This is a genomic window from Meiothermus cerbereus DSM 11376 (genome assembly GCF_000620065.1).
Classification (GTDB): domain Bacteria; phylum Deinococcota; class Deinococci; order Deinococcales; family Thermaceae; genus Meiothermus; species Meiothermus cerbereus.
The window spans coordinates 1-17,324 of record NZ_JHVI01000026.1 but is presented as its reverse complement, the minus strand read 5'-3'; the positions used below and the strand labels follow the sequence as shown (position 1 = coordinate 17,324).

16 protein-coding genes are annotated in these 17,324 nt (G+C 62.5%); 10 read left to right on the top strand and 6 right to left on the bottom strand.

Annotation, left to right across the window (positions count from 1 at the left end; genetic code table 11):
- Positions 1–107: 107 nt before the first annotated feature.
- Complete coding sequence (locus tag Q355_RS0110460; protein WP_027877756.1) at positions 108–1,952, top strand: amylo-alpha-1,6-glucosidase; 1,845 nt, start codon at positions 108–110, stop codon at positions 1,950–1,952.
- Here the strand turns inward: Q355_RS0110460 and Q355_RS0110455 are convergent, their stop codons facing one another.
- Positions 1,953–2,141 (bottom strand): hypothetical protein, encoded by a 189-nt coding sequence (locus Q355_RS0110455; protein ID WP_027877755.1) that lies wholly within the window; start codon positions 2,139–2,141, stop codon positions 1,953–1,955.
- A gap of 527 nt (positions 2,142–2,668) precedes the next feature.
- On the opposite strand from Q355_RS0110455, the gene Q355_RS0110450 reads away from it, so the two are divergent.
- From Q355_RS0110450 to Q355_RS15740, 4 genes are all read left to right on the top strand, one after another.
- Positions 2,669–4,258: an AMP-binding protein gene (locus Q355_RS0110450; RefSeq protein WP_051529386.1), complete on the top strand. Its 1,590-nt coding sequence runs from the start codon at positions 2,669–2,671 to the stop codon at positions 4,256–4,258.
- 156 nt (positions 4,259–4,414) lie between these two features.
- Positions 4,415–5,197, top strand: a complete 783-nt coding sequence (locus Q355_RS0110445; protein ID WP_027877753.1) for a PIG-L deacetylase family protein — start codon at positions 4,415–4,417, stop codon at positions 5,195–5,197.
- 80 nt (positions 5,198–5,277) lie between these two features.
- Complete coding sequence (locus Q355_RS0110440; protein ID WP_027877752.1) at positions 5,278–6,558, top strand: CCA tRNA nucleotidyltransferase; 1,281 nt, start codon at positions 5,278–5,280, stop codon at positions 6,556–6,558.
- Between the two features lie 27 nt (positions 6,559–6,585).
- Positions 6,586–7,347 (top strand): alpha/beta fold hydrolase, encoded by a 762-nt coding sequence (locus Q355_RS15740; RefSeq protein WP_051529385.1) that lies wholly within the window; start codon positions 6,586–6,588, stop codon positions 7,345–7,347.
- Here the strand turns inward: Q355_RS15740 and Q355_RS0110430 are convergent.
- Positions 7,282–10,053 carry a YfgM family protein gene (locus Q355_RS0110430; protein ID WP_027877751.1) on the bottom strand — a complete coding sequence of 924 codons (2,772 nt, stop codon included), beginning with the start codon at positions 10,051–10,053 and terminating at the stop codon, positions 7,282–7,284. The genes Q355_RS15740 and Q355_RS0110430 overlap by 66 nt on opposite strands.
- A 153-nt stretch (positions 10,054–10,206) precedes the next feature.
- Positions 10,207–11,028, bottom strand: a complete 822-nt coding sequence (locus Q355_RS0110425; protein ID WP_027877750.1) for a PEGA domain-containing protein — start codon at positions 11,026–11,028, stop codon at positions 10,207–10,209.
- Between the two features lie 208 nt (positions 11,029–11,236).
- Here Q355_RS0110425 and Q355_RS0110420 point away from each other — a divergent pair, with 208 nt between their 5' ends.
- Positions 11,237–12,013 carry a fumarylacetoacetate hydrolase family protein gene (locus Q355_RS0110420; RefSeq protein ID WP_027877749.1) on the top strand — a complete coding sequence of 259 codons (777 nt, stop codon included), beginning with the start codon at positions 11,237–11,239 and terminating at the stop codon, positions 12,011–12,013.
- Positions 12,014–12,111: 98 nt separating this feature from the next.
- Entirely contained in the window at positions 12,112–13,323 is a 1,212-nt protein-coding gene (locus Q355_RS0110415) for a potassium/proton antiporter (protein WP_245597553.1), read from the top strand.
- A 308-nt stretch (positions 13,324–13,631) separates the two neighbouring features.
- Here Q355_RS0110415 and Q355_RS0110410 read toward each other — a convergent pair whose 3' ends face one another.
- Positions 13,632–15,152 (bottom strand): Rqc2 family fibronectin-binding protein, encoded by a 1,521-nt coding sequence (locus Q355_RS0110410; RefSeq protein WP_027877747.1) that lies wholly within the window; start codon positions 15,150–15,152, stop codon positions 13,632–13,634.
- Positions 15,153–15,261: 109 nt separating this feature from the next.
- Between Q355_RS0110410 and Q355_RS0110405 the strand changes: the two genes are divergently transcribed.
- Entirely contained in the window at positions 15,262–15,498 is a 237-nt protein-coding gene (locus Q355_RS0110405; protein ID WP_027877746.1) for a DUF4160 domain-containing protein, read from the top strand.
- Complete coding sequence (locus tag Q355_RS16475) at positions 15,479–15,745, top strand: DUF2442 domain-containing protein (protein WP_084496108.1); 267 nt, start codon at positions 15,479–15,481, stop codon at positions 15,743–15,745. The genes Q355_RS0110405 and Q355_RS16475 overlap by 20 nt, the downstream gene beginning before the upstream one ends.
- 96 nt (positions 15,746–15,841) lie before the next feature.
- Here the strand turns inward: Q355_RS16475 and Q355_RS0110395 are convergent, their stop codons facing one another.
- A complete protein-coding gene (locus Q355_RS0110395) occupies positions 15,842–16,612 on the bottom strand; it encodes a tRNA (adenine-N1)-methyltransferase (RefSeq protein ID WP_027877744.1) in 771 nt (256 codons plus the stop codon).
- A 318-nt stretch (positions 16,613–16,930) separates the two neighbouring features.
- Between Q355_RS0110395 and Q355_RS17310 the strand changes: the two genes are divergently transcribed.
- On the top strand, positions 16,931–17,008 hold the full coding sequence (locus Q355_RS17310; protein ID WP_425411861.1) for a prepilin-type N-terminal cleavage/methylation domain-containing protein: 78 nt from the start codon (positions 16,931–16,933) through the stop codon (positions 17,006–17,008).
- 8 nt (positions 17,009–17,016) lie between these two features.
- On the opposite strand, the gene Q355_RS0110390 is transcribed toward Q355_RS17310, so the two are convergent.
- Positions 17,017–17,324: transposase (locus tag Q355_RS0110390; RefSeq protein WP_027877743.1), on the bottom strand; the 308-nt coding region annotated here is incomplete at its 5' end.

Here is a 17,324-nt window from a genome sequence, read left to right as displayed (position 1 = left end):
AGAAGGGTTTTTTGTGTTGCGCTTGGCTGGGCTGCTCGATGGAGGTAAGCCTGCGCCATGGAGTTGCCGAGCTGAAGACACCTGGCCCCCTGTAGACGAGGTTTTCGATGCTTCCGCTCAAAGAAGACGATACTTACGCAGTTTTGTCCGACCTAGGCCTGGTAGAAGGAGGGGAGCAGGGTTTCTACCGACACGATACCCGTTACCTCTCGAGCTACATCTGGAAGCTGCCAGGTTTTAGCTTGCTGCTCTCACAAAGTCCGCGCCCCGACCGGCTGGTGCAGCACTGGAGCTGGATTAAGGGCCCCGACCAGGTGGTGGGGGTGCGGCGGGAGTTGCAGATGGAGCGGGGCGGGTTCCGAGAACGACTGGAGTTCGAGAACACCTCCCTGGAAGCCCAGACCCTGGAGATTGCGCTCAGCCTCGAGGCCGACTTTGCCGACCTCTTCGAGGCCAAGGGCTGGCACAAGGTGGAGCGGCGGGTGGAGGGCCTCTCGTACACCGCCGAGGACGGCCTGAAACTGGCGACCCACCTGCGCTTCGAGCCCCTGCCCAGCGAGGCCTATCGCTGGCGTTTGACCCTGGCCCCTAAAGAGAAGGCCAGCCTGCGCCTGCAAGCCCGTTTCGAGAGCCCCTTTGAGCCCCACACCCCGCCCCTGCCCAGCTACCAAGAATGGCAGCAGCGCTTCCCCTTGCGGATGGAGCGTGAGGGCAGCCAGCAGGTTCTGGAACAGGCCATTGCTGACCTGCGGGCCCTGCTGTTTTCGCTGCCTGAAGGGCTTTTTCCCGCAGCGGGGATTCCCTGGTATGTATGCCCTTTTGGCCGCGACTCGCTGCTTACGGCCTATATGATGCAGCCCTGGGCCAACGATGTGACCCGAGGGGTGCTCTCCTACCTCGCCAAATACCAGGGCCGCGAGGTGAACCCCTTTCTGGACGAGACCCCCGGCAAAATCCTCCACGAGATGCGCCAGGGAGAGCTTTCGCGCACCGGCAAGGTGCCTTTTGCCCGCTACTACGGCACCGTAGACGCCACCCCGCTCTTCGTCATTTTGCTGCACCAGTATTGGAAAGATACCGGCGATATGGCCTTTGTGCGCCAGTTGCAACCCAACTGGGAGGCTGCCCTGGCCTGGATGACCGACTACGCCGACCCCGATCGGGACGGCTTTCTGGAGTATGCCCCCAACACCCAGAAGGGCCATCTGGTGCAGTCCTGGAAAGACTCCTTCGACTCCCAGAGCCACCAGGACGGCTCGCTGGCCCAGGGGGCCATTGCGGTGTGCGAGGTGCAGGGCTATGCCTATATGGCCTATCAGGGGGCGGCGGAGTTTTACCGGGTGCTGGGCGAGCACGAGCGGGCCTCGCGCTGGGAGGCCAAAGCCCAGGCCCTCAAGGCCCGCTTCCACCAGGCCTTCTGGCTGCCCGAACTGAACACCTATGCGGCTGGCCTGGACGGTGAAAAACGACCCATGGCCATCCTCACCTCCAACCCCGGCCACCTGCTATGGAGCGGCATCGTACCGGCGGAGGTGGCGCCCCAACTGGTCGAGACCCTGTTTTCCGAGGCGCTTTATAGCGGCTGGGGGGTGCGTACCCTGGGCGCGGGCGAGGTGCGCTACAACCCGCTCTCGTACCACAACGGCTCGGTCTGGCCGCACGACAACGCCTTGTTTATCGGGGGGCTGGTGCGCTATGGCTTTTATGAAGAAGCCCTGCAGGCCATGGAGGGCCTCTTCCGCCTGGCCATGACCCAGCCCGACTGGCGCCTGCCGGAGCTGGTGGGGGGCTACCCCAAGCACGAAGGAGAGCCGCCGGTGCCGTATCCGGCCTCCTGTAGGCCCCAGGCCTGGGACGCAGCAGCGGTGGTGTATATGCTGCGCCTGATTCAGGAAATAGACCGCAAACACCCGGTGAAGGGGCTTTTGGAACTGCGTAAGGTGAAGGTGTAGTTACAAAAGCTGCACGCTGCTGGGCTTGGGCAAGCCCTGGCGCACCGAGAGCAGCTCCTGGAGGCTTCGGCCTTCCTCGCTGCTTTGCCCTACCTCGACCAGGGCCTGTGCCACCTTCCAGAAAGCTTCGTTTTCCAGGTAGCCCACCTCCCCCAGGTAGTCGATAATAGCCTGCTTGCCCTCGCGCATCAGGAGCAGAGTACGGCATAGGGCGTCATGAGGTTTTTTGCTGGGGCCCCCACCTGAAGCACTGGCTATGGTAATACCAGATTCGGCTAGTTCGACACCCTTTGGTGGCGAACCAAGTATCTCCATAGTTGAAATGCAAGATGCTGTTCTGAAAGATCGCTTTAGGAATTGCGCCAGGTACGCATAGACTCATACCGCGGGTTTTGCCAATCTACCCTGGCGCAACTTAACCCGACCGAAGTTATCCGCATCGCGGGGGGCGATACCGCCCCTTGGAAGGGATACGCTGCTTTCGCCGAGCGCAGCGAGGGGTGTGCTCTGCTTCGACCAGCTCAGCAACCGTAGGATTCAAAAAGATAGCCTCATAAGGTCTTTTGTTTGAAGATTACCTTTTCAAGTCCGGTGTGGCCTGTGGTGAGGGTAAAATTACGACAGACCTTTTCCACGGGGGCTGGCTGGTCGTTGCCTGAGTACAGCAGGTAAGACTGGGAGGTGCAGGCCTCCAGGGAAGGGAATCGGGGGTTTTTATGGGGGTTGAACCTACTCACTACCAGCTCGAGCCTCTCCCACGGGACGAGCTGGCCCGGAAGTTTCGCTGGACCATCGGGCCGCGCTTCAACCTGGCGACCGATACGGTAGACCGGGTCGCGATAGCCCACCAAAGCCGAATTGCCCTGATCGAAGCCGGTGGGCGGCGGGTTCGTTACGGTGAGCTGCGGGAGTGGTCGAACCGGCTGGCAAACGCGCTAAGGGGGTTGGGGGTGAAGGACGGTGAGCGGGTGGGGCTTCTGATGCGCCAGTCCCTCGAGTGCGCCCTGGCGCACCTGGCGGTGTACAAGCTGGGGGCCATCGCCTTGCCGCTCTCCACCCTGTTTGGGCAGGATGCCCTGCAGTACCGCCTCGAGCATTCCGGTGCACGCTATCTGATAGCCGAGCGGGCGGTGCTCGAGGCCCTTCAGGAGGCCCTGCCAGAAGGGATGAGGGTGATCTACGCCGACGAACTGCTGGCCCTCGCCCAGGCTGCCTCGGCCCACTTCCTTCCCACCCCCACACCATCCGAGGCCCCGGCCATCTTGATCTACACCTCCGGCACCACCGGCAAACCCAAAGGCGCCTTGCTGGCCCAGCGGGCGCTTCTGGGGCACCTGCCGGGCTTTTACCTCTACTCAAACTTCCCCGAAAGCGAGGCGGTCTACTGGTCCCCCGCCGACTGGGCCTGGATCGGTGGTCTCCTGGACGTGCTGTTTCCGGCCTGGTTTTACGGTTACACCGTGGTAGCCTACCGGGCCAGCCGCTTCGACCCAGAGGAGGCCCTCGCGCTGATGCGCCAGCAAGGGGTGACCCACACCTTTCTTTTCCCTACTGCGCTCAAGCTGTTGCGTGGGCTGGGGCCGATTGCCAAGCTGCCCCAGCTAAAAAGCATCCACGCCGGCGGTGAGCCCTTGGGTGAGGAGCTACAGGCGTGGTCACGGGAGAACTTTGGCCTTCTGGTGAACGAATTCTACGGCCAGACCGAGGCCAACCTGCTGATCGGGAATAGCTATAGGGTGGACCCCATCCGCCCTGGCTCGATGGGGAAGCCCTATCCGGGGCATCAGGTGGTGGTAATTGACGAGGAAGGCAACCCGCTACCCCCCGGCGAGGTCGGGGAGGTGGCCCTGAAGACTCCCGACCCGGTGGCCTTTTTGCAATACTGGAACAACCCAGCGGCTACGCGCGAGAAGTTCATCGGGCCTTATCTTCGCACCGGCGACCTGGCGGTGCGGGACGAAGAGGGTTACTTCTGGTTCAAAGCCCGCAAGGACGACCTCATCAAGGCTGCCGCTTATCGCATCAGCCCCTTCGAGGTAGAGGAGGCCCTGCTCCGGCACCCCGCGGTGGCGATGGCGGCGGTGGTGGGCCAGCCCGACCCCGAACGGGGCCAACGGGTGGTGGCTTATGTCAAGCTGCACCCAGGGCAAAATGCGGACGAGCGGCTGGTGCAGGCCCTGCAGCAGGAGGTGTGTAACCGGGTCGGGCAGTATGCCTGTCCTCGAGCCATCCACTTTGTGGAGGAGCTTCCCATGACCACCACTGGGAAGATCCAGCGCTTCAAGCTGCGTGCCCAGGGGTCATAGGCGGGTCAAAGACCCGCAACGTTTTGGTTTTGGCCGAAGGCTGTGTGCAAAAAGCCTGGGTGTGGGCGCAGATAAACCCGGCCGCAGGGAAGGCGCCTGGCCCAGGCGCGGTGGATAGGCATCTCTGTGAAGCCGGTATTTTAGACTGGGGCCTGTATGCGTCTACTCGCCATCTTCGCCCACCCCGACGACGAATCGTTTTTCTGTGCGGGAACCCTTGCCAAATATGCCGCTTTAGGGCACGAAGTTTACCTGATTTGCGCTACGCGCGGGGAGCAGGGTCGCATCCGGCACCCGGCCATTGACGCTGCGCTATACCCTAAAGGCGAGGCCCTGGGTAAGCTGCGCCAGAAGGAGCTCGAGGCCGCCTGCGCCATCCTGGGGATACGCCCACCCATCTTTTTGAACTACCAGGACTCAGGCTATCCGCTCGAGGTGGCCCTGGCCAACCCTGCGGGCTTTATCCACCAGGACTTACAGCAGATCGAAGATACCCTTCTGAACCACCTGATCCGGATAGAACCGCAGGTGGTCATTGGGTTCGACCCGCATGGTTATTACGGCCATGCCGACCACATCCACCTTCACCGCGCCACCCTGGGCGCTTTCTGGCGGGCGGGCAACCGCATGGCGGCACCACCTTTGCGCCTGTTCTTCCCCGTGCGTTCAAAAGAGCGGCTGGCCCAGACCCGCTTCGACCCCGACCGCTACGGGGTTTCGGCCAGCTCGGTGGCGGTAAGGGTAGATGTCCGCCCCTATGCCGAGACCATCCGGGCGGCCGTGTTGGCCCATGCTTCCCAGGCCGGGCCAGAGGAAAACTTTGCCGAGCTGTTGCGCGACTGGCCGGGTATCCTGGAAGAAGAGACCTTTGTGCTGGGCGGGCTGCGGGGGGCTTTCCCGGCCATGCCGGTGGACGACCTGCTGGCGGGGTGGGCTTGAGCGCCGACGGATGGCGCAAAGGAAAATCACTGGTAGAGTAGCCAGCGGACTGGCCTGTCGAAGATATGCGTTGAAGGTCTATGGAATTTCGCCCCATACTGCAAAAGCTTTCTTTTTTGCCCGACCTCTACTTGGTGGGGGGTGCGGTGCGCGATATTTTGATGGGCCAGAAGCCCGAAGACCTGGATTTTGCCACTTCAGCGCCCCCGGAGGAGGTGATGCGCCTGGCCAAAGCCCATGGCCTCGAGGCCATTCCCACCGGAATCGAACATGGTACCGTAACAATCCTGATTGACCACCACCCCTACGAGGTCACCACCTTTCGCCGCGACGTGGAAACCTTTGGTCGCAGGGCCCGGGTGGCCTGGGGCAAAAGCATCGAGGAAGACCTGTCCCGGCGTGATTTCACCATCGGGGCTATCGCCATGAACGCTTCAGGTCGGGTGATTGACCCCTATGGGGGACAGCAGGACCTCGAGGCCGGCCTGATCAGGGCCGTGGGCGAACCTCGCCGGCGCTTTCGTGAGGACTATCTGCGGGTTATCCGGGCCGGTCGCTTTGTTGCCCGCTATGGCTTTAAGATAGAACCGGCCACCCTACAGGCCGCCCGTGAAGCTGCGCCAGAGGTGCTTTCCCACGTAGCCATCGAGCGGGTTACGGCGGAGTTCAACAAGGCTTTTGAGAACGGTGTTCCTAGCCGGTTCCTGCGCTACTTATACGATCTCGATATTCTTCAGCGGCTTATCCCCGAATTCGAAGATACTCACCTGCTCTTGCAAAACCCCCGCTGGCACCCCGAAGGGGACGTGCTGACCCATGTGTTGCAGGTGGTGGATCGGGCCGCGCCCCCCTATCGCTGGCACGCCCTGCTGCACGATATCGGCAAAAAAGATACCGCCCAATGGAGGCCCGAGGGCTGGTACAGCTTTCACGGCCATGAGCGGGTGGGTGCAGCCCTGATCCCCCGCATTGCCCGCGACCTGCGCCTGCCCAACCACCTGCGGGACGAGCTGGTGGTTACCACCGCTTTACACATGGTGCCGGTCTTTGCCAGGCCCACCCCTCAGGCCATCCGCAAGTTTCAGGCCCAGGCCGGGCCGCATTTGCCTGCCCTGAAAGCCCTTTATGAAGCGGACGGAGCCGAGCGTCGGCCCAAAGAGTCCTGGAAGTTTTTTGAACCCCAGCCCATACCGGTAAAGCCCATTTTGCTAGGTCGCCACCTAATTGAGCGGGGACACCAGCCTGGCAAGATCTTCAGCCGGATGCTTCAGGCCGCCTACGACCACCAGCTCGAAACAGGGGAGACCGACATCGATAAACTGTACCAGGCCTCCCTGAAGGCTTTAGAGAGGGAAACCTGACCCTGCCCTTTTCGCTATGCTTTAGGTATGTCCGTTCCGGTAGTCTTACTCCATGCTTTTCCCTATAGCCCGGCCATGTGGGAGGCGCAGCTAAAACTCCTCGAGGGCCACCCCGTTTTACTGCCCGATATCCTGGGTTTTGAGAGCCTAGAAAAAGCAGCCGCGCACGTGCTGGTCGAGATGGACGCGCGTGGCTGGCAGAAGGCAGTGTTTGTGGGGCTTTCCATGGGGGGATACCTCATTTTTAGGCTCTGGAACCTCGAGCCCGAGCGTTTTGCGGGGATGGTGTTGGCCGACACCCGGGCCACCCCCGACACCCCCGAGGGCGTCCGCATGCGCTTGGAGCAGGCCGAGCGTGTGCGCAAGGAGGGTATGCCTTTCTTCCCCCAGGCCACCCTGGGGGGGCACCTGGGGGCTACCACCCATGCCCGCCGCCCCGAGCTGGTGGCCTGGGTACGGCAGGCCCAGCTCGAGGCCGACCCCAGCCGTGTGGCCAAGAGCCTCGAGGCCCTAGCCTACCGGACCGATTCAGTACCGTTGCTCTCCAGTATCTCGGTTCCGGCCCTGGTGCTGGTGGGCGAAGAGGACACCCTGACCCCACCTGCCGAGGCCCGGCTGATGGCCGCCCAGATACCAGACAGCCGCATGCTCATCATCCCCGAGGCCGGTCATCTGGCCAACCTGGAGAACCCCAGGGCGTTCAACACGGCCCTGCGGGGCTTTCTATGCGAACTTGCTCAAATGCAAGGCCAGGCAGTCGTCGAGGGCCAGAGGCGACTGGGTTTTTAGCCGCTGACGCAGCGCCTCGGGCGGCCAGATTTTCCCCAGCACCCGGCCCAGCTGGGCGCGGTAGGGGACAGGTAGCCCTGCGCAGGACTGGAGCTTTTTCCAGGCGGCTTCCTCCTGCCCCAGGCCCAACAGGGCCTGGGTTTCCAGGCCCAGCTTCCAGCCCTGTACACCGGGGTCTTGCAAGTCCCCAATCTGCACCACCTGGGCCAGGGCCTCGGCCCACTTCTCCTGCCGGGCCAGCGTTTCGGCGTAGCCCAGGCGGGCCTGGGCCTGGAAGTAGGGGTCGCTCTGCTCTAAGCAGCCTTGCATCATGGCCTCGGCCTGGTCGGCAGGCATCAGCAAGGAGAGCTTGAGGGCGATGTCTATGCCTAAGGCGATGTAGCGGTCGCCGGGAAGCTTCTTGGTGAGCAGCTCCTGACGCAGTTCACGCAGAATTTTTTCGCTCTGGGGGGCTTTTTGTCCCCCCATATAAGGGGGTAGATACGGCAGCCCGCTGGCCCGCACCCAGTAGGCCACGGCAATGCGGTAGAGGGTGCGGCGGTGGCGGTAGTGGGCTTCCTCGGGGCGTTCGCGCACGTCGCGCAGATAAGCCTCGGCCTCGGCCAGCAGGTTCAGGGCCTCCAGCGGGCGGCCCCGGGCCAGCTCGAGCACACTGGCTTCGCTCATGGCGCGGGCCCGGACAAATGCGTCGGAGGCTTCGTGAATAGAGCGATACAGATATTTCTCGGCTTCTGCAAAATTGCCAATGCGCCGCAGGGCAGTACCGAAGCGGGCCCGTACCCGGGCCACCTCTTCTGGCGGTGCCCCCGAAGACTCCAGGGCTTCCAGGCCCTGCCGCATCTGGGCCTCGGCCTCGTAGACCCGCCCCGTGCGCAGCAGCAGGTCGCCTGACTGGTAGCGGGCCCGTCCCACCAGCAAAGGGTCGTGCGAGACCTGGCGCAAAGCCTCCAGGGCCTCGTCAAAGCGGCCGGCATCCTTAGCGACCAGGCCCTGCCACAGCCTTACCCGGTCGGCCAGAAAGGGCGGGATGGGCAGTGAAAGGGCCTGCTGGACGTAGGCTTCGGCCTGGGCGTAATCGCCCTGCCAGCGCTCGACCGCGGCCCAGACCAAAAGCCCCTCGGCTGCAATTTCGCCCGAAAGTGTCTCGGGAGGGGGTAGCAGGGTCAGGGCGGCATGGAAATCCCCGGCGTCTACCCGTGCCTCGGCGGCTTTGACCCTGGCCCAGGACTGGGTGGCGAGGTCGCTGGAGGCAAAGAGCAGCTCGAGGGCCTCCAGGGCCTCGGGGTGGGCATACTGGCCCAGCACGGCACGGTAGCGCACCACCGTCATGGCTAGTTTCTCGCGCTCTGGCAGGGGCCAGTTTTGCGACTCGGCCCACAGGGTGGGCAAGAGCGACAGCCGGCTGGGGTCTTGTGAGAGCAGCTCGAGCAGTTTGTCCAGCCGTTGGGCCCCGCGGGCGTGGTGCAGCAGGCGAAACAGGTCGCCCTTGAAAAAATCCAGGGCCAGTGCGTGCAGCTTGCGGGCCTCTTTTTCGGGCACCTCGGGCAGCAGGCTGCGCAAAGCCGGGCGTACCCGGCCCTCGCCCATAGGGGTCAGGAGGGCGCGCTCGGCCTGGGAGAGGCGCTCGAGGCTTTTGTTAATGGCCTTTTCCAGCAGGGCTACCGGTACACCGGGGTCGGCTTCGGGCGAGAGAACGGCCAATGCGTACAGAATGGGGCGCAGGGTGGTGTCCTGGGCCAGGTTGTAGCCGGCCAGGGCCGCGGGGGTGCTGCCTTCGGTCTGGGCGGCTTCCAACAAGACCAGCCGCGAAAGTTCGGCAAAGTTGCGCCCGGCCTGGTTGACTAGGGCTTCCACCCGCTCGGGAGGCAGGTCGGGCAGGCGGTCTTTCACGTAGCGGCGGGCCTCGGCCCGGCTGGGGGCCGACAGCGGGTGCCAGGCCAGGTTGGGCGGAGGTTCGGAAAGCCCGGCCAAAAAAGGGATGGTTAGGCGGCGTAGCAGGGGTTCGACCCAGGCCGCTAGACCTACCGGGTTGCCCTGGGCATCGCGCAGGCTCAGGCCGCCAATCTGCCCTTCTTTTTCGGCCCGCAAAAGCAGAGGCCTGCCAAAGGTGTTAAGAGCTCGAGCCAGCTCGTTGCGCAGCTCGTCTTGCAGGGCGGCCTGCAGGGCATAGGGCTGGGTAGGGGAGAGCTGGGAGAGGATGCCCTCGAGCTCCAGTCCCAGTTTTTCGGCCAGGGGGTGCAGGTGCTGGGCCAGCTCGCCCCCCAGGTTCACCATCAGACAGCCCGGTACAGCCCGCTCTACCGCAGCCAGCAGCACGCCTTTGCCGGTAGCAGCGCCCCCCACCACCACCATCTGGGGTTTGTCGCCCTGTTCCAGCGCCCGCACAAAACGGCGGAACAACCTGCGTTTGTCGCGCCCCAAAGCCCGCCGGGCCGACTCGAGGGCCAGCTCCGAGGGCAGGCTGGGGGCCTCCAGGCCCGACTCGGTGTACAGGTCGCAAATAACTTCAAACAATCGCAGCTTCTCTTCGGGGCTGCCCAGGTCTTTGTACAGAATATTGCGAACGGTGCCCGCCCGCCCGCCCCGCTCGGCCACCGCGGCTTCCAGCCAGCGCAGGCTGCCTTTTTTGCCCCGATGGTCCCGCCCGCTCAGGTGGGGGCGCAGGGCCTCGAGGTAGGTTTGCCAGAGTGTACTCACTTCACCCACAATATCTACACCATACTGAGGTGTAGTGTAATGTGCAAGCGATGCGTGAAAGGCCCGTTCTGGCAACCCACCCGGTCGGCTTCACGCCATACCTGCCCTGCCGGGGCGGCGGCTTTTTGGCAGCTTCCACAAGCCGGAGGCTGGTTGGGGGGCTTATTGTGCGAGCTCTACTTCCAGGTTTTGGTTGCGGGGTACATTAATCAGCACACTAAAGGTGCGGTAGCCGGGGGCCTCGACCTGGAGGGTGTAGTCGCCGGCCTCGAGCAAGAAGCTCGAGCGCTCGAGCCTGCTGCTGGCAATCTCGGTGGTGCCCTGCAAAATCCGCACCGTGGGGTTGGGCGCCTTCACCTGTACGTTGAGAAGGCAGGGGCAGGTGGGCTCGAGCTCGCGTACGCTTCCAGTAACAGCCGACGGTGAGGGTGGGGTAGGGGCAGGCAGGGCAGGGCTGGGTTCGGAGGGTGGTGGCGAGGGTTCAGGCGAGGGTTGAGGGATGCTAGATCCGGGTGCAGGCGAGGTGGTTTCGGGGCTGGCAGGGGTTGGACTGGGCTCCGACGGCTGAACGGGCGCAGCCCCAGGGGTGTCGGACGAGGTAGGGGCAGTGGGGTTGGTGCGGAAGCCACTTAGTGGGTCAGAGATGGCGCCCGAGGTGAGCAGGTTGGGGCTGCTGCTGTTTAGGAGTACGATGCTGCCAAAGCCAGTTAGCGCCAACAGCACGGCCAGAGTGGCTGTCCAGCCGGCCAGGCGGCTCCTGAGGTTGAGCAGGGCCCAGACCAGCAAAAGAACACCCAGCATTCCCAGCCCCCAGAAGACCGAGGTGCCATACTGCTGGTGCAGCCAGGCCCCACCCAGCCCAGCCAGGCCCAGTAGCAAACCAAGGCCCATCCAGGCCAGCCCGCCCTTTTGCAGGCGGGTCAGGCCCCAGAGCAAAATCAGTACACCCAGAACGCCCAGAATCCAGAGTAAAAGTGCGCTCATATCTGCTCCTCTCGTACTTTCCTCGAGGCAAACCTCGGGGTTGCTTATTTAGACTCTAACACTTCACCTGCGAGGCGTTTTGTGACCTCGAGGGTAGAAGCCGCCGACTGGATGGGACTTTCCCCTGGATGGGTGGGGCCAATGGGGTATGAGCCTGAGCCAAACGTCCCAAGGCAGGAATTGCGATCAGCGGTATACTTGAGCCACTATGAAGCTTGTACGGTTTGACGCAGGTCAGTGGGGCATACTGGAAGGCGAGTTGATTCACGAAACCGACGGCCCGGCGGGCAACCCCACGGGCCGTCATTTTGATCTGGGGGGTGTGACCCTGCTGGCCCCGGCCACACCCAGCAAGATTGTGTGTGTTGGCCGCAATTACCTCGATCACATCCGCGAAATGGGCCACGATTTTGGCGGCGACCTTCCCAAAGAGCCGGGGCTCTTCTTGAAAGCCCCCAATGCCCTGGCCCACCCCGCCAACCCGGCCCGCCCCGAGCAGTCCGGCGATGCGGTGCCTTACCCCAGCTTCACCAACCTGCTGCACTACGAAGGGGAGCTGGCGGTGGTGATTGAGAGCCGCATGAAGAACGTGCCCGAAAGCGAGGCCCTCGAGCACGTGCTGGGCTATACCTGCGCCCTGGACGTCACCGCCCGCGACAAGCAAAAAACCGACCTGCAATGGGTGCGGGCCAAGTCTGCCGACAAGTTCTGCCCCCTGGGGCCCTGGCTGGTAACCTCGCTCGATCCGCAAAACACCACCCTGCGCACCTATATAAACGGCGAGCTGCGCCAGGAGGCCCACACCAGCCTGATGATCTTCCCGGTGGCCAAAATCCTCTCCTACATCAGCAGTTTCATGACCCTGGAACCCGGCGACGTGGTGCTCACCGGCACCCCCGAGGGGGTGGGCGAGCTGAAGCCCGGCGACCTCGTGGAAGTGGCCATCGAGGGCATCGGCGACCTGCACACCCGAATTGGGCACTGAGGCCCTGCTTTGGGGCTGGCTTAACTGCATACTGAAGCCGGGGTGCTTCACGCACCGAAGTACCAGCGTTCCCCGCGGTTTTGCCGGGGTATGTGGAGGTGTATTTGCCGAGACCAGAGACCCTTCTGCTAGTTGCCGCCACTCTGCTGCTCCTCAGCGTGCTGGCCACCAAGCTCGGGGGGCGGCTTGGGGTGCCGGGACTGCTGTTGTTTCTGGTTATCGGGATGCTGGCCGGGAGCGATGGGCCAGGAGGGATTTGGTTCGATAACTACTACGCTGCTCAGCTCGTAGGTACGGTGGCGCTTATCTTCATCCTTTATTCGGGCGGACTCCTCAGTCGCTGGAACACGGTACGCCCAGTACTGGGGGCTGGCTTATCCTTGGCCACCTTTGGGGTATTGCTAACCATGCTGCTGACCGGGGCATTTGCCTACTGGGCCCTGAGCTGGGGCTGGCTCGAGGCCCTTCTATTGGGAGCCATTGTTTCCAGTACCGATGCCAGCGCGGTTTTTGGCGTACTGCGCGAGCGGGCGGTGCGCCTGCGCAAGCATCTGCGGCCTTTGCTTGAGTTCGAGTCGGGCACCAACGACCCCATGGCGGTGTTTCTTACCATCGGCCTGACCGCCCTCCTGACCCGCCCCGAGATGAACGCTTGGCAGATTCTGCCCATGTTTGTCCAGCAGATGCTGTTGGGCTTGTTACTGGGGTATGGCCTGGGGCGAGCGGCGGCTTGGGCCTTGAAAAACATCCGGCTTAGCTTCGATGGGCTGTATGCGGTTTTGTCGGTTGCGCTGATGCTCCTGGTGTTTTCGCTCACCGCCGTGCTGGGTGGCAGTGGTTTTTTGGCGGCTTATGTGGCGGGGGTGGTGGTGGGCAACAGCGACTTTCCCCGCAAGACGGCGCTATTGGCCTTTCACGAAGGTAACACCTGGCTGATGGAGATTGGGATGTTCCTCACCCTGGGTCTGCTGGTTTTTCCCTCCCAACTCCCCTCGGTGGCGGTAGGGGCCATTTTGCTGGCACTCTTTCTGATGCTGGTGGCCCGGCCTGTGGCGGTTTTCCTCAGCCTACCCAGCCGGCGCTTCGCCTTCAACGAGAAAGCTTTTGTTTCCTGGGTGGGCTTGCGTGGGGCCATTCCCATCGTACTGGCTACCTTTCCCTTGTTGGCCGGGGTTGAATCGGCACAAAAGATTTTCAACGTGACCTTCTTTGTGGTGTTGTTCTCGGTGCTGGTTCAGGGAACCACCCTGCCCTTGGCGGCCCGTTGGTTGCGGGTTCGCGCCGAGGATGAGGCTGGGATTTCTCCCTAAGCAGTCTGGTAAGTTAAAAAGTGATGTGCAACGAAGTCCCCCAAATGAGGCGCTCAAAGCAACTCCCAGATATTATACCGGATTCAAAAAGATAATCTTCAAACAAAAAGCGCTAAGAGGCTATCTTTTTGAATCCTAGAGCACACCCCTCGCTGCGCTCGGCGAAGAAAGCGTATCCCTTCGGTCGGGTTAGTTCGTCACCGAACGGTGACGAACTAACCGAATCTGGTATTAGAGGAGCTAAATCCATCCCAGGAATTAAGTTGCCAGAGCACTAAGCAGTCTAGCCAAATGCAAAGCCACCACACTCAACTGTCCGGAAGCTCAGCATCCACAAAAAGCGTCCTGCCCTGGGTGTAGAGCACCTGGCCGGGGGCCGCCTTGCGGGGCCGCCAGACGTGCTTTTTGGCGGTATAGTCCACCGCCACGTTTTTTTCGCCCCTGGCTTTGGAGTAATAAGCGGCCAATTGGGCCGCAAAGAGCAGGTCGGACAGGCTGGTGGCCTGGCCCTGGGTGCGCAGGATTACGTGCGAACCGGGGAGGCCCTGGGCGTGGAACCACAGGTCTTCGGAGTGGGCCATGCGGGTCAGGAGGTCGTTTTCCTTGCTGTTGCGGCCCACCCAGACCTCAAAGCCACCGGGGCTTTTGCAGCGAAGCCCCACCTGGGGGCCTTTGGCCTTGATTTTGCGGTTTTGCTCCAGCAAGGTCTGGCGGGGGAGTTGCTCGAGCTGGTCTAAGTCGCGCTCGAGCCCCGCGATCTGGGCCTCGGTGGCCGGAATCAGCTCGAGGGCCTTTTCGGCGTTGGCCTCCAGCCGCTTGGCCCGTGCGTAGAAGTTGCTGGCGTTCTGGATGGGCGAAAGGCCCGCTTCCAGAGGAATTTCCACCGGCTGGCCGGAAAAGTCCTCGAGCCGAGCCACCGGCCCTGGCGGCAGGCTGTGCCCGTAGGCCATCAGCAGGTCGGCCCAATGACGCAGCCGCTGGGCTTCCTCTAGCCGCTCCCAGGCCCGGGTGTAGTCCTGCAGGCGGGCCTTTAGGGTTTTGAGCTGGCGGCGCAGGGCCTCGCGCAGGGGCTTGCGCAGGGCCTCGGTCTCTTCCTGCTCCCAGGCTTGCCGCAGCTCTTCGGTGAGCTGGGTTTGCAGGCCGGGCTGCTCCACCAGGCTGTGGATAACCCTGTGGATAAGCGGCAGATGTTCGGGGTTGAGCGGGGTTTGGGGGCTGAGCTGGGCCCGGCGGGCCAGTTCGGCCCCCAGCTCCTTGCCCACCCCGTCCAGGTTTTTGATGAGCTGCGAGAGGGTTTGACCCACAAAGGGCTCGAGTTCCTCTGCCTGCAAGGTGCGGGGGTCGAGCTTCTGGTAGGGGGGAGGCGGGGTATAGGGTAGGCCAGGCCTGAGCTCCCGGAAGCGATTGACCGCCGAGGTAACGGGCCGGTCGAGGCCCACAATCTGCCCTTCCTGGTCGCAAAGGATCAGGTTGGCGTTGCGACCGGTCAGCTCGAATACCAGCCGGGTAGGGGCGGTGTCCACAAAACCCTTTTCGCCCTCAAACTCCAGCATGACCACCCGGTCGAGCTTGAGCTGCTCCATTTTGAGCAAGCGCCCCTTGCAACGGGCCTCCAGGAGGCGCTGGAAGGGGGTTTTGGCTTGGCCCTCGAGGCGGCCCGGCTCCAGCGTCAGCAAGGGATGGGGCGGGCGATAGCGCAGCACCAGGTTGCCCAGGCCCTCCAGCAGCAGGGCCGCCGTACCCTCGTCGGGAAAAGCCCAGCCCAGGCTGCGCAAGGGCAGGTGCCCGGCTATTTCGCGCACCACCGCATGGATCAGTAAACCTTCCATTCAAGCCTCCCCACCACGGCCAAGTATAGGTGGTGAAGACACTTGGGGGCTCGAGACTTACGCTTGCAGCCCGCCGCGGAACCCAACTGATATGCGCTAAGATGAATGTGTGCCTACGGTCTTGCGACTCGGCCCTTATCGGTTTTTCTTCTACGCCAACGAGAATGACGAGCCCGCCCATATCCATGTTCAGCGAGACCGCGCTTTGGCAAAGTTCTGGCTTAAACCTGTGGCCTATGCCAGCAGCAGTGGCTTTTCGGCGCAGGAGCTCTCGAAGTTGTTCAGGCTTGTAGAGGAGAACAGGGTTGCGATTGAGGAGGCGTGGAATGAGTTCTTTGGCCGCTAAACCTATTCTTGCCAGCGCTGTCGAGTGTACCGAGGACGAACTGATCGTCACACTGTCTGACGGCCGCCGCTTGGCTGTACCTATCGTTTGGTTTCCTCGGCTAGCAAAAGCCGACCCGCAAGAGCGCGCCGAGTATGAGTTGCTGGGTAATGGAGAAGGCATTCACTGGCCCAAAATCGACGAAGACATCTCCGTTGCGGGTCTTCTTGAAGGCAGGCCTTCGGTCGAGTTTCAGCGTCGCACATAACAGGCGCTGCAAGGGCATAGCCAGGCTTTTCCCGAAAGACGCAACCAAACCTTGAGTTAAACCGTAATCTCTAGGCTGCACCGTTGAGCTTCACCGTCAGCCCTCCACCCGTCTGAGCTGCACCAGAAAGGCCGTATGCCCCACCTGCTGAAACTTGGGATGGGCGATGGGGGGGCGCAGATCCCACTCGCGGTGCTGTACCTCCAGGGTGCGCTCGAGCAGATAGGGCAGGCCCTGGGTTTGGAGGTGCTCCAGGAGCGCAATGACCTGGGTGAGGTTGGGCAGGTAGCAGGCCAGAAAGCGGTCTATCTTGAGTGCCGGGGTGATGGAATCTAGCACCGTCCAGGGTTCCATTAGATCTAGCGCGATGCCGTCGAAGGCACTAGGGGGCAGCTCGGCCTGGGCCAGGTCGGCTTCTACCCAGGTGACGTTGCCCCAGTCTTCAAACCCGCTCAGGTTGCGTTTGGCCCGCTCGAGGTGTCGCGGGCGGGCTTCGTAGCTCCAGACCTGGCCGGTTGGGCCCACGGCACGCGCCAAGTACAGGGTCAGGCCGCCCGAACCCGAGCCCGCCTCCAGCACCCGCATACCTGGGGCCAGGTCGAGCAGAAAGCAAATGGTGGCGGCATCCTTGGGGTAGGTGGGGGTGGCCTCGCGGGGCATGTGGAGCACGTAGTCTTCCAGGGTGGGGCGGTGGATGGTAAACAGCTCTCCCTGGGGGGTGGCAATTTTCTGGCCGGCCCCGGCCTGCACGATGGCCTCGTGGCGGATAGAACCTCGGTGATAGTTGAAGGTAGCGCCTTCCTGCAAGCGAAACAAATAAGTGCGGCCCCGCCGGTCTTGCAGCAGGGCCCAGTCGCCGTAGGTCATGAGCTTTAGGGTAGCGGGTGGATGGGTGTGTTTGTCAAACCTGGGGCGTTATTTCAGTAGCCCTGCGGAATCCCCCAGTTGGGGGGGTGGTTTGTTAATTTCTAAAGCCATCCAGGGTGCAATTTCGCTTTGCCCGACGCCAGATTGCTGTTAATCAAATGTTGTTTTTTCCCTTGTCCTGGACACAGTTTTTGGGTTATAGGTCACTTGCACAACCCCAGTGAAGCGGTAGGTTGTCCGCAGGGAGTGGGCAGGGGGTGGTGTTGTAATCGAGGTGGGTAGCCCTCAGACACCGGCTGCGTTGGATAAGGGGGTCTTGTGAAGCGTGCGTGCGGAATGAGCGTGATTGAACTGATCATTGTGATCACCATCCTGGGCATCTTGTACCAACCTTAGATAGATAGTCATTCTTCAGGAATCCACCCGAACCCCGCCACCCCCCGGATGACCTCGGGGTGCTCCTGGAGATAGACACACCGCTCTGCCAGACGCTCTTGCAAAGCCTCCAAGCTGGGGAAACTCTCATTGGCCACCGCTTCCCGCAGCAAAGGCACCACCGGCTCTGCCGGGGAGAGCTCGGGGGTGTAGGGCGGTAAGTGCAGCAGCAGCAGACCGGGCGGTACCTGGAGGTCTTTGGCCCGGTGCCAGCCTGCGTTGTCCAAAAGCAGCACCAGAACCTTCCGCCCCTCTGGGTCCACCTCCTGCTGAAACT